This is a genomic window from Moorena sp. SIO3E8, assembly GCF_010692445.1.
GTDB classification, from domain to species: domain Bacteria; phylum Cyanobacteriota; class Cyanobacteriia; order Cyanobacteriales; family Coleofasciculaceae; genus Moorena; species Moorena bouillonii.
Genome location: NZ_JAAHHM010000015.1, coordinates 50,173 through 62,855, shown reverse-complemented (window position 1 = coordinate 62,855; position 12,683 = coordinate 50,173). Strand labels below are relative to the sequence as shown.

Genomic DNA, 12,683 nt, shown 5'->3' with positions numbered 1-12,683 from the left:
AGTATATTCAGCAGCCTGTGCAGAAGGTACCGTAAAAGAAGGCATCCAAGTCAGAGCTATGGGATACTCTTAAACCGTAATTAATCGGGATAAACCCGGATAAGACGGTCAAGGTGCAATTTATTGTGGTCTAAGTGAGGATTGGTCATACAGCAATTGGAGTTAAGCCTGCCATTCATCTATTTAGACGTTCTTGGCATCCCGACCAGGAGTTGCTTGAAAGCCTGAGCAAAGCTCATGTTTGGAGTCAAGCCAGCCAAGCTCAACTGCATCTAGCAGACTCAGTCCCATTCATGCACAAGAAACGCGCAGTACGGCGCAATAATACTGCCTGCACCTCGGCTTTACTCATGTACCGGGTGATGTCCTTGTCCGTACCTCTATCAAGGACATTTTTGGCAGCGTTATGGTCAGCCTGCAACACGACCCCATCAAATCCGGTAAAATTGTCCCCAGTCCTTTTCCCTAATAGGGTTCCATTTCTGGAGTCAACTTGCGACGTGTAACTAGGTTGAACTTCTGTCACGACTGAACCAGTCCAATTAGCCCATTTCTGCAAGGAATCCCGCATTTTTCCTTTAATCCAACTATTGAGTTTGCGGGATGCAGCTTTGGACTGGCGTTTATTCGTAAATTGTCGTGTTAAATCTGAGGCCGTAGGCCACGCTTCGCGAACAGAAAAAACTTTTAATGATTCTCCGTTAAACAGCGATTTAGATGCGGCTCCTATAATAGCCGCCAACTTCGATTGATCTTGTTTGTAACGCTTGTTTTCTGTCTTTCGGGTCAGATTGTTTTTAAGGATACGAGTCGATTTAGCCGGGTCTAATTTCTCTAACTTTTTGTGTAATGCCCAAAGTTTTCCTCTTTTTCGATTTTTACTACATATGCGATCAGATTTTGCAGTAGTAGCGTACCCTAATCCTTTCCCGTGTGCCTGACCATCAGAGTCATAGAAAGCTTCAGTGTATCCCTTGTCTACTCCGATACTCCGACGTTCAGATGGAATTTCCGCAGTTCCATGATTCACTAAGAAGTGAATCTCAAACCTTTGCAGCAATTTATTATAAATCAGCCTAATCTGTCCTTTTATTTTACGATTAGACTTGACTATTATTCTATTTATTTTACCTCTTCTCAACCCAGCTAGTTCTAGTTGGTAAGTATTGCGGGAAAGTCGCTTACAGCTATATCCTCCTTGCTGGTAAACTATCTGATTTTTTACCCAAGAATGTCCTCTTTGAAACTCTTTTCTTACAAGCCTGTGGAGAAGAGGGTTGTCCAGGAAAGCTAAAGTCTTTAGTTGTTTGCAAAGCTCTTTTCTTCTTTTTTGGTTGTCTTTCCCGGAAAATCTTTTGTAAATCTTCTTGATGACTGCTTCAGTGCAAGCAGCTTGTTGAGCTGTAATGGCTTTTGCCACATCACTGACAGTCCATTCCATTAGCTTGGAAGGCAGTCCCAATGATTCGGGGGTCCTAAAGCTCCTGACTTCTGGGTACGCCTTTTTCCAGTCAAGACTCCAATGATTGATACTGCCCAGCTTGTTATAAGACTCGGAACGAACGATCCCCAACTTTTTCATAGTAGACAACAGCTCAGCACCAACCGACTCAGTCATCCCTATGACGGGGACGATTTGAGTTGATCTTTTCTTTGCTTCGTCTACTTTCTTAGACATTGTTAGATCTGTGTCCTACACTTCAATAATACTATAGCGCTAGTTAAATGTCAATGTCCATTTTGTGATATTAAATACCGATTTATCCCTATTTTTAGGGGTTTGATTGCGAGGCAATAACTAATGCCAATAGCGCATTGCGTAGTTTTTGCATAATTAATTTTCTTTCCTTATCGTAATGATTGGGTTAAAAAGTAATTAACCGAAAGGTTAAGCACCCTCGTAACTATTTTTTCTGTACCACTACAGAAGTTACTGCCCCAGCTTTTTGCTGCTAGGGACTCAAGCAACCTCCGATATACTAGATTAAAGGAAAAACACTTGTCAAGAGGAAAGACAGGAAATCAGCGGCGGGTGGGGAGTGTGGGAATTTTCTCTGGAATTTTTGCCAGCGGCAAAAGGGGGTTTCCCCCACTGGGGCTTTGCATAAAGACAGTAAAATTTACCCGATAGGGAGTGGGAAAAACCTTAAATAATGCTTAACATTTAAGAATTATGAATTAAGAATTATGAATTAAGAATTATGAATTCTACATTCGGGAGCATGTCAGTTTTGTTAATCCCTGATTCAGATCCCCCTAAATCCCCCTTAGTAAGGGGGACTTTTGAATCTAATTCCCCCCTTTTTAAGGGGGGTTAGGGGGGATCTATATACATAATTACAAAGGGGAAATGCTCCCTCTAAATTATAAATTATAAATTATAAATTCTACATTCTACATTCTACATTCTACATTCTTAATTCTACATTCTACATTCTACATTCTTAATTCTCATACCCATACTTAATCAAGATAGGTTTAAAACATTCATTAAGCTGATCAATAGTGGCAGGTTGCAACTTTTCTTTGTAATCTCCTGGGGTAACTTTACGGATGTGTAATGCGGGATTTTCTTTAGTTGGAAAAATATCGTGCTTCTTAGCTATTTCCTCTATTTTATTCTCTTCAAGCTCTACTTCCAAAAAAGTTATAATATCCCCAACCCACTGACGCTTATGGAAAACGATATCTTCATACCTAAACAGTTTGAATAACTGATCTTCAATCTTGCTGTACCTTTGAATTATTTTGCGAAATATCGGTGCTTGTTGAATCGCGTACTCATCTATATCAATATCTTGTAGTCGCTGGCGATTTTTCCAAATAGCATCACCTACCTTACCTGGGGGAATAACATGACTGTTCTTCATGGAAAAATAATGGGATACTACAATATCCCTGGGATCGCGAATTAGTAATATCTTTTTAAAGCCACTCAAATCGAAATCATTAAGATAGGCAGGGAGATATCGAGAGCCGTAAAAGCCATATCCGGTTTTGACAAAAAGGTCACAGATATCCTTACCAAAGGCACTTTCTTCTACCCCTTGATTAAAGGAAGTCTTGGCAACACTAATCAGTGGTATATTTAGGTTAAAACCGATATCTTCAATAATTTTGTCCTGCATCACACTCCCTGATTTGTGGAGCGCGAAGACGAAGAAACTAGGAAGATCACCAGGGGGAGGTACCTCAAGAGAAACTTTCTGATTGTCTCGTGTATATATAATTTTTTCCATTAATCCTCTTTAAAAACTACTCCCTGGTCCCTACTCCCTATTCCAAGATTTAACTTAGATAAGCATTCAGCCGTCAGCTTTGTGGCACAGGCTTCTAGCCTGTGAATTCACTCAGATAAAACGAATGCTTACCTCTTGTTTTATTCAAAAGTTCCGTAGCGTGCTCATAAGCTGTTCGCGCAGCGTGGCCAAAGGCCATTGGCTGATAGCTGATAGCTGATAGCTGATAGCTGTTCGCGTAGCGTGCGCGTAGCGCATTAGCTGATAGCTTACTAAATTATTATACTAGCTACTGAATAATCTCCCATTAGCCTTCAACTGCTCCAATGATCACCGATTTCACTAATAGGCTAGCTAATCTCGAATCAATAGATGATAACTGACCCACCCCTGGTGATTCAATCGATAGCACAAATGGAGCGTTTAAGGTTAGGCTGCCAGAGGGAATAATTCCTTCAAACACCCAAGATTTATCGGATTGTTCCTGAACCTCTCCATCAATAGCGTTGCCATTTACCTTAACTACCATATCGCTAATAAACCGTTTCTCCACCGCCATCATTCCTGAAACTCGCACTTGCAACGGCTTGATAGTATTAATACCGTCAATAATCACACTACCTACCTTCTCCATCCAGCGAACTGGTGTGCCATTTAATGTATCAGGTGATAACCAACCGATACCATTGAGATGGTCATCCATGAGGATGGATAATTGATTGCGTTCCCGCAACGGTTCCCAATCGAGTTGCTCTGTAAATGTAATTCTCTCAATCAGTACCCCTAAATGACGATTGGACTGATCAACATGATAGGTCTCGGTCTTCAGGGAAAATAAATTGAAGCCTTCAAGTAACGAAATGGGTAGGGTAAATACATTAACTTGATCGATCCCAGAGTGATGCACTGCTACCCGCAATAGTAACTTACCCTGTTGCCAAACTTCAAGGAACTGACCCTGGGAGACGTTACGGCAGGCAATGACTAGCTGACCTTTCCTGGGATTATCGGCAATGATGGCAAACTCCCCCTCTGGCCACAGTAACCACTGGCTGGGACGAAAAAGACCATTTTCTGGCAAGGGTTGTTCTAATGCTCCAAAACCCTGACGGGTATAACCTTGAATACCAACCCCAGAGATAATACTACTGTTGTTTTTGGGAATGCCGCTTTTAATCCCTAGGGGTTGAGTAAGTTTGGGAGAGTCTACTAAAAATTTACTTGCCCTGGGAATTTGGATCTGATCGACCCAACCGCTTTGGTCTAAGGCCACCATAAAACTGTGATAGCTCGACTGTAAGGAGAAGTGGTTGGCAATATACATAGCTGCGGTTTTCCCCAACAGGTCTAATTTGTCGGGGTCATAGTACAATTCTTTGATTACCTTAGCTAAGGCTTCTGGGGTTTTTTGGGTCACTACTCGTCCTGACACTCGATTCAAGATGGCTTCTTTGACACCACCTACTCCATAGCCAATGGCTGGTGTGCCACAGGCTGCTGCTTCTATAAAGGTTTGACCAAATGCTTCTTGAAGGGATGGCCCAATAAATACATCGGCAGCGCTGTAGTAACATGCTAGAATAGAGGGGTGGTAAATATATCCTGTACTCCAAACATTAAGGTTTTCTGCGATCGCAGAGCCATGACCAAAACTCACCAGTAGGATATTATCGAGATTGGCGATGTCTAGGGCTTTGAGTAAATACTTAAATCCTTTGCGCTGATCGTTTACAGATTGACTACCAGTGAGTATAATAAATTTATCGAGAGGTAAATTTAGCTGGCTCCGACATTCAGCCTGGTCTAAGGGCCTAAAGATATCTAAATCGATGCCATAGTAAATGCTCTGAAATTTACTTTCGCATTCTTGGAAATTCCGTCGAGGCTGGTGATAGTCAAAGGCATAACGAGCCCAATTAGTGGTCCAGTGACTATCTCCTAGCACTAACACAGTTTTATAGCTCCCTAAAAGCCGATGTTTTTTATGAAAAGCATCGGCTATTTTCTCTGATCCTAAGCTCGGGTACTCATGGCTAGTGGGACATTCGTGATCACATAGGGTGGTGTAATTTTCACAATCCCCTACATAAGCACAGCGTCCGGTAAGTAACCACTGGTCGTGCATCACAAAGATAGTGGGGAAATGACTGGTAAGTCTTTCCAAAATGTCCAAGGGATTGGTCATATTGTGGATATTCCCCACTACGACTAAATCCGGATTGAGACTAGCAATTAATTGATAAACCTCTTCTGCTGTGCAGTCTACGGGAGTCAATGACCAGTCTAATGTGCCAGCAACGGGAATTACTTGATGCCCTGCTAAGGCTAAGGATTTGGCAATGCGTTGGTGAGCAATCCCAGCCCCTCCGAGAAATCCGGTATCGTTGAAGCACACAATGCGCAGGCTGTGGCGTTGCCCAGGCTCTTCTGTCCCTTTAGACTTAGGACAGTTGAATTTAGTCCGCAGGGCCTCTGATACTGATAGTAATTCCGGCTCATACTTATCTTTAGTGCTAGTCTTTTGGTTTTCATGGATACGGTATTGAGCTACGGGATAACCAATTACCTGTAAGGTGGCTCCCTTAGCAGCAAATCGCGCCCACAACTCGTAATCCATACTGTAGAAGAGGGATTGATCTACTGATGCACCACACTTTTCCCAAATGGTGCGGGTAAACATGACTTCTGGCTGATAGAAGAATTTCCCTGTTAGCCAATTCCTTTCTACATCTAAGATTTCTTCAAGGGATATCAGTCCATTAGGACAAGATGTTAAGTGTTGCTCTAGGGCTACGCCATCTTTAAACAGTTGACAGACACCGGCTACCACATCAGCACCACTAGTGTAAAAGGCTAGCGCTACCCTATATAAGGCTCCTGGCGCTAATCGGTCATCACTATTAAGCCACGTCAAGATTTCCCCAGATGCGATCGCAAATCCTTTGTTCAAGGCTTCACTTTGGCCACTATCCGGTTCACTAACCACATAGGTAAGGTGGTCTCGATATTGATTAACAATGGTCATGGTTTCATCAGTAGAGCCCCCATCAATCAGGATGTGTTCGACATTGGGATAGTGCTGATGAATCACTGATAATATAGTTTCTTCGATAAACTCACCTTGATTCAGCGAAGGGGTAACAATCGATATCTTTGGCCAGGGGCTGCCATCAGGGAGAGTTTGGGGGGGATGAAAGGGTTGAAGGAAAACGTGGGGCCACTGAGAGCTATCGTCTTTTGTCCTAAGCTTTGAATTGATTGCTTCAAAGAGCCACTTAGACTTATCGTCTTTTGTCCTAAGTTCTAAATTATTAAGCTCTAAATTATTAAGCTCTGAATTATTAAGCTCTGAATTACTATATCCGTTTCGTTCTAAGGCTTCTCCTAAATTCTGGTATACGGAAACATGAAGACTGGGGTCAATATCAATGGCTTGTTCGTAACAGATAATCGCTTCATCCCACTCCCCAACTCTTGCTAAGGCTTCACCGAGATGACTATAGGCCTTAGCAAAATTCGGGTCAAGTTCGATAGCGTTACGATAGGCTGCGATCGCATCCAGCCACTGTCCAGTTTTTGCTAAGGCTTGTCCCAAGTTGTAATAAGACCAGGGCCAATCGGATTTCACCTCAATCCCATGGCGATAGGCAATAATTGCTTCATCCCACTGCTCCAAGGCTTGTAGGGCATCACCTAAATTTTGATAAGACCAGGGGAAATCTGGCTTGAGTTCAATGGCTTGTCGGAACACATCGGCTGCGTCTTGCCACCGTTCTAACTTAAGCAAAGCATCGCCCATGTTGTTATAAGACCAGGAAAACTCTGGCTGTATCTCAATGGCTCGACGGTAAGCTGTTACTGCTTCTTCCCACCGTTGCTGCTTAACTAAGGTATCTCCTAAATTATGATGAGCTTGTCCAAGATTCGGTTGCAGTTGAGTCGCTTTGAGATAACAAGGGTAAGCTTGCTCCCATGCTTCTTGCTCTGTGAACAGGTTTCCTAAATAGAAGTAAGCTTTAGCATCTTGGGGATTGTTTTGAACTGCTTGCTGATAAAGGGTTAGCAGCTCTTGCTCTTGTCCTTGGTTTTTTAGCAAATCCCCTAGTCGATGGTAAGCTTCAGACAAATTAGGTTTCAATTGAATTGCCTGACGATAACAGGCTATCCCTTGGGCTAATTTCCCTTGGGCGGTTAAGGTATTACCCAAATTCAAGTGTTCTTCAGCCGATACGGTATTCGGTTCCAAGGTCAGAGCTTGATACCAATAATCCGCTGCTGCTTCTGGTTGATTGGTTTGAGTTAGAACTTTTGCTAAGTTACGGTAAGCTCCAGCAAAGCTGGGATTAATTGCGATCGCTTTTTGATAACATGCGATCGCATCTTGCCACTGCTGCCGCTGAGCATAAGCACTGCCTAAATTTGTCTGGATTTTAGCTGAATCTGGATTTTGTTGAGCTGCTTTGATAAACGACTCAAGGCTTTGATCTCGTTCTAGATTAGACTCAGAGGCTCTAGAGTCAGGAAGTTGGGGGATATGATTGCCGCCGCCGAGTCGTGGTGTGCGATCGCGAATTCTGTCCAATTGGTCTCGGTCTAATTGCTCTGGCTTTAATTGCTCTGGCTTTAATTGCTCTCGGTCTAATCGTTCTGGAGCAGTAGGGATAGGCTTTACGGTTGGATTGGTGGGATTAACGGTAATTTGAGATGGGCTAGGCACGATGGCAACAGTTGACGCTTTTATCGTCCCTCCTCTGTAACGTTTAGGGGGAGTAATTGACACCTGCTGCTGCTTCTGGTTGTCTACCAATTCAGGAACAATAGCCTGTTTCAGGGCATCAGAGGCGTTAGCTTGATTGTGGGTGTGACCATTGATCTGACTAGTTAACTGACCATTTATCTGACTATTTATCTGAGAAGCTGGTAACTGAGAAGCTGGTAACTGAGAAGCTGGTAACTGAGAAGCTGTTAACTGAGAACCGGTCCGATAAAATTGGAGTAATTTACGATAGTAAGCATTTGCCTCTTGCCATTTCCCCTGGCGATTCAAGGCTTCTGCCAGGTTTTGGTAAGCTACCACCGACTGGGGATTCTGCTCAATTACCTGGCGGTAACAAGCGATCGCTTCTGTTACCAGACCTTCCTTAAATAACTGATTTCCTAGATTAAGGAAGTCCTCTGGTTTAGATTTATCCAACTCTAGCATCAGCTGATGATAACAGCATTTAAGCACTTCCTGTTGGTTTCCCAGCTCAGTCCATACTTTAGCTAAGTTGCGATAAGCCCCAGCCAAATCGGGTTTTAGCTTAATCGCCTTTTGATAATAGGCGATCGCATCTTCCCACTTCTGCTGACCGGCATACAAGCTACCGAGATTAGCATAAACTTCAGCAAAATCCGGCTCAATTTCCAAAGCTTGGCCATAGTGACCCATAGCTTCAGTAGTCTGACCCATGAACTGTAGCGCATTTCCCCAAATCTTGTAAGCCTGGGCTGTATCTGGGGCAATTTTAATGGCTCGCTCACAGGCAGCGATCGCCTGTTGCCATTGTCTTTGCTTCAAGTAAGTCTGCGCCTGTTGTAGATAAACCGTGACTGCTTCCAAAAGACCTCCTGACTGATGTTGTTTACAATGGCGCTCACTAGAGCTAGGAACAGATTGACCTATAGATGATTTTCTTGATTGTGACTGATCCCACTCGATGGTTTCTAGTCCAGCCAATTTAATTGCTTTGCGATAGTAAGCAGTGGCTTGATCGAATTGACCTTGTTGCTTCAACGTTGCTCCTAGACGTTGGTAACCCAGGCTCGATTTAGGGTCTAGTTTAATTGCCTGGTGATACTGGGTCACTGCTTCATTTAGTTGACCCTTTGCCCACAGGTAATCCCCATGATTTATACATGATTCCGCTGTTTTCTGTTCTTCTGCTAGGGGGACAGTTCCTAGATTATTTTGCTGATTATTATCTTGATTATTTTCTTGATTATTGTTTTGTTCTCTAGATGCTTCTGATGTCGATAACCAGTTAACTAACGCCACAGGGGGGAGATGACCATTATTCCCATGCCAATGGTGATAATGGAGTCGATGGGGAGTGAGCAAGGTATCTTCTGCCATTGAGGACAGCAGGTGATGTTTGGGGGATGGCGAACTAATCAGAAAGTATCGTTTGAGTCGATGGAACATTTCCAAAGGCAACAGAGAACAGCTGATCTGGGAGTAGGGAGTCGGGAGTCGGGAGTCGGGAGTCGGGAAAGAGAGGAAAGAGAGGAAAGAGAGGAAAGTGTGGGAGGTGTGGGAGGTGTGGGAGGTGTGGGGAGATGGGGAGATGGGGAGATGGGGAGGGGTAATAAAATTGACTATATCTGACCCTTACTAGGAAACGCTATCCTCTCAATCTACAAATTAGATATCGCTAGGAATTATAGCTAATTTTTATTAAAAAATGGGTTAATCAGTTATTGATAACTCAGTTTTGTTAAGGAAATTATTGGCAAACAAAATTATTAGCAGATAACTCCAATTGTCTGTGTGATTTAATTGACAATTAAGCACACCTTTACCGAAGTTTTACACAAGGTTTACAGACGCTTCATACTATAGCATTCAGCCGTCAGCCGTCAGCCGTCAGCCTAAGGCTCATGCTGCTTGAGGTGCTTATTTTATTGAAAAGCACCTCAAGCAGCACCATTTGTAGCACATACAGCGGTTTGCACTTCAATTAGGTACAAATTTATGGGTTTTTAGGGAGCAGGGAGCTTCGGAGCTGGGAGCTTCGGAGCTGGGAGCAGGGACTGAGGCCGTGGGCCACGCTACGCGAACGGAAGAGGAAAGAAGGAGAAAATCCTGTGTACTTGATAGTTATGCAAACCGCCGTAAGCTGATACGCGACACGCTGATAGCTATCTTAAGAGTTACTTTATTAACAGTCTCTGAGAGTTAAATAAGCCATGAGAAAAATAGTGGTTGGGGTAATGGGGCCTGGTGACAAGGCGACTGATAGTGACATTAATCGTGCTTATCGTCTCGGTCAACTCATTGCTGATAATGGCTGGGTACTGCTGACCGGTGGCAGAAATGTGGGAGTAATGGATGCTGCGAGTCGGGGAGCCAAAATGGTTGGTGGGTTAACGATTGGTATCTTACCCACCAAGGACACTAGGGCCATGTCTGATGCTGTCGATATTGCCATCGTTACGGATATGGGCAATGCTCGCAATACGATTAATGTACTCTCCAGTGATGTGGTGATTGCCTGTGGTATGGGCATAGGAACAGCATCAGAAATTGCTCTGGCTCTCAAAAGTTGGAAAAAGGTTGTTTTGTTGAGTGACCATCGAGAGAGTCAACAGTTTTTCTGTAGTCTGTCCCAGGAGAATGTGTTTTTGGCAACAAGTCCAGATGCTGCTATTGAGTTGGTTAAAACTATTTTAAGTCAGGCTTAGATCTGTTGTAGATGTAGGCCAGATGGCAAGTAGTGTGTCAGTGCAACAGTTTTTGAGTGATTAAAAACAGCAGGGGGAAAATGCGTTCGCGTAGCGGCTCCATTCGCGTAGCGTGGCCCATTCGCGTAGCGTGGCCAATAGGCCAAGGCCAAGGAGCATCGCACTATTTCATGATCTGAAGTTTCCTGTTCTGTCTTCCCTAAATTTTGTTAGTTGAATACCATAATTTTCCTGTCTTGATGCAAAGCGCGAGTGGGGGAAACCTCCTTTGGCAGACTGCATCCCTTGTGTAGTAAGCTTTCCGAGTTTTTTAACTGGAACTAATGCACAAAAGGTACTGAAGACACCCTATAGGAAAGGAAGACTAAAGAAAGAAGTGTAACGATTTCGGACAATGCTCAAATTTAAATCTCTAGGCTTATCAATTATTTCCGCCTCGGTTGTTTTCCATAGTCAAGCACTTGCGTGTGTTCCCGAGTCTGTACTAGACCGGTTTACTAACTTTTATTTTTGGCAGGCTAATCCAGAAATGTCAGACAAGAGGATCAAGTCTGACCAAACACAGTACAACCAAGAGTGGTTAGCTATTAAAGAGGTTTTGAAAGACAGGATTGTTTGGATGGAAATACCTAGCTGTTATGCTGATCATGGAGACTATGGTTATGAGGTGAAGGATTACGGGGAGACAATTACAGCATTAATCGATGCGGTATTCTATGCTAGTCACCCTGAGTTAAAGGGGCGTAAGTTAAGGCCAAGTGAAACCCACTTAATTCGAGAGTGGAACTTGATAAAACAGAGTTTTTTATATGATCCGTGCTAGTCAGCTTGGCATCCCAAGTACACAATAATTGACACAACACTTTTAATTATTATAGCGGTTTCTAGTCTAATCAGGTACACAGGATTTTTTCTCTGTTCCCTGTTCCCTAAAGGCGTTGCTTAATCATGGAATGAATTAAAGAGCTTTGTGGAATAGTTGTTCGCGTAGCGTGGCCTTTTGGCCAAGGTTGTCAGGTTGTTCGCGCGCGCGTGGCCTTTTGGCCAAGGTTGTCAGGTTGTTCGCGTAGCGTGGCCTTTTGGCCAAGGTTGTCAGGTTGTTCGCGTATGGATCAGCAGTATCGAAACGCTGCAATTCAGGAATGTCGCGTCACGGTTAGGGGTATGATTGCCAGCATCAAGGCATTCCACTTCGACAAAATGTCTAATGTTGATGTCGCTAACAATAAGCAACTACAGCTCCAAGTGGCACGAGAGGTGGGCTTGATTACGCCCCGTACCCTAAGTACCAACAATCCAGAGGCACTGAAGCAATTTGCCTCTGAATGTCAAGAGCAGGGTATCGTTACCAAAATGCTATCTTCTTTTGTTATCTATGGGGAGCAAGGGCAAGAACAGGTTGTTTTCACGAACCCAGTCACAGCCGAGGATTTAGAGCATGTGGAAGGACTGCGTTTCTGTCCGATGACCTTTCAGGAAAAAGTGCCCAAGGCTCTAGAATTACGAACAACCATTGTAGGACACCGTATATTTACTGCTGCCGTGGATTCCCAGAGCTTAGAAGGCTCTACTTTCGACTGGCGCAAGGAAGGCCGAGCGTTAGTTAAATCTTGGCAAGCCTATGATTTACCCGAAGATATTGAGAAAAAGTTGCTCCAACTGATGGCTTATTTTGGTTTAAACTATGGAGCCATAGATATTATTCTTACCCCTGATGGTCGGTATGTATTCCTGGAAGTTAACCCGGTTGGGGAATTTTTCTGGTTGGAGACGTTTTCACCCCACTTCCCCATTTCCTGGGGGGGCGACATGAGAGCTAAAAAGTAGACTGTATAAGCTTCATAGCTCTCATACCTCGTAAATAATTATCGAGCTTATGACGACTTAAACGCATTAACTTATCAACTAATTCCCAACATTGCGNTGTCACTCGGATTTCGCGAGGGTTGGTATCTCACCAACATGGTTATCAAGTTATCAAGGTTTCTTACCTTGTGGCTA

9 protein-coding genes and 1 pseudogene are annotated in these 12,683 nt (G+C 43.5%); 4 read left to right on the top strand and 6 right to left on the bottom strand.

Annotated elements, in window-relative coordinates; all coding sequences use genetic code 11:
• Positions 1–262: 262 nt before the first annotated feature.
• The 3 genes from F6K46_RS08820 to F6K46_RS08810 all read right to left on the bottom strand — a co-directional run bounded on the left by F6K46_RS08820 (position 263) and on the right by F6K46_RS08810 (position 9,354).
• Positions 263–1,678 (bottom strand): zinc ribbon domain-containing protein, encoded by a 1,416-nt coding sequence (locus tag F6K46_RS08820; RefSeq protein ID WP_293051360.1) that lies wholly within the window; start codon positions 1,676–1,678, stop codon positions 263–265.
• 766 nt (positions 1,679–2,444) lie between these two features.
• On the bottom strand, positions 2,445–3,239 hold the full coding sequence (locus F6K46_RS08815; RefSeq protein WP_293051357.1) for a sulfotransferase domain-containing protein: 795 nt from the start codon (positions 3,237–3,239) through the stop codon (positions 2,445–2,447).
• Positions 3,240–3,546: 307 nt separating this feature from the next.
• Positions 3,547–9,354, bottom strand: coding sequence for a tetratricopeptide repeat protein (locus F6K46_RS08810; protein ID WP_293051354.1), 5,808 nt, complete (start codon positions 9,352–9,354; stop codon positions 3,547–3,549).
• A 12-nt stretch (positions 9,355–9,366) separates the two neighbouring features.
• On the opposite strand from F6K46_RS08810, the gene F6K46_RS08805 reads away from it, so the two are divergent.
• Entirely contained in the window at positions 9,367–9,606 is a 240-nt protein-coding gene (locus tag F6K46_RS08805) for a hypothetical protein (RefSeq protein WP_293051351.1), read from the top strand.
• A gap of 581 nt (positions 9,607–10,187) precedes the next feature.
• Entirely contained in the window at positions 10,188–10,682 is a 495-nt protein-coding gene (locus tag F6K46_RS08800) for a TIGR00725 family protein (protein ID WP_293051348.1), read from the top strand.
• On the opposite strand, the gene F6K46_RS08795 is transcribed toward F6K46_RS08800, so the two are convergent.
• Positions 10,679–10,846, bottom strand: a complete 168-nt coding sequence (locus F6K46_RS08795; RefSeq protein ID WP_293051345.1) for a hypothetical protein — start codon at positions 10,844–10,846, stop codon at positions 10,679–10,681. The two genes, F6K46_RS08800 and F6K46_RS08795, sit on opposite strands and share 4 nt — an antisense overlap.
• A 230-nt stretch (positions 10,847–11,076) precedes the next feature.
• Between F6K46_RS08795 and F6K46_RS08790 the strand changes: the two genes are divergently transcribed.
• Positions 11,077–11,505, top strand: coding sequence for a hypothetical protein (locus F6K46_RS08790; RefSeq protein WP_293051342.1), 429 nt, complete (start codon positions 11,077–11,079; stop codon positions 11,503–11,505).
• Between the two features lie 135 nt (positions 11,506–11,640).
• Here the strand turns inward: F6K46_RS08790 and F6K46_RS08785 are convergent, their stop codons facing one another.
• Entirely contained in the window at positions 11,641–11,817 is a 177-nt protein-coding gene (locus F6K46_RS08785; RefSeq protein ID WP_293051339.1) for a hypothetical protein, read from the bottom strand.
• On the opposite strand from F6K46_RS08785, the gene F6K46_RS08780 reads away from it, so the two are divergent.
• Positions 11,790–12,509, top strand: a complete 720-nt coding sequence (locus F6K46_RS08780) for an MvdD family ATP-grasp ribosomal peptide maturase (RefSeq protein WP_366510649.1) — start codon at positions 11,790–11,792, stop codon at positions 12,507–12,509. The genes F6K46_RS08785 and F6K46_RS08780 overlap by 28 nt on opposite strands.
• Here F6K46_RS08780 and F6K46_RS08775 read toward each other — a convergent pair.
• Positions 12,479–12,600, bottom strand: a pseudogene (locus tag F6K46_RS08775) (IS4 family transposase); the annotation flags it as partial. The gene F6K46_RS08780 and the pseudogene F6K46_RS08775 overlap by 31 nt on opposite strands.
• Positions 12,601–12,683 lie beyond the last annotated feature (83 nt).

Coding starts and splice junctions, on each gene's coding strand:
- F6K46_RS08800 (WP_293051348.1), top strand. CDS start 10,188: ATGAGAAAAATAGTGGTTGGGGTAATGGGGCCTGGTGACAAGGCGACT.
- F6K46_RS08815 (WP_293051357.1), bottom strand. CDS start 3,239: ATGGAAAAAATTATATATACACGAGACAATCAGAAAGTTTCTCTTGAG.
- F6K46_RS08790 (WP_293051342.1), top strand. CDS start 11,077: ATGCTCAAATTTAAATCTCTAGGCTTATCAATTATTTCCGCCTCGGTT.
- F6K46_RS08810 (WP_293051354.1), bottom strand. CDS start 9,354: ATGGCAGAAGATACCTTGCTCACTCCCCATCGACTCCATTATCACCAT.
- F6K46_RS08820 (WP_293051360.1), bottom strand. CDS start 1,678: ATGTCTAAGAAAGTAGACGAAGCAAAGAAAAGATCAACTCAAATCGTC.
- F6K46_RS08780 (WP_366510649.1), top strand. CDS start 11,790: ATGGATCAGCAGTATCGAAACGCTGCAATTCAGGAATGTCGCGTCACG.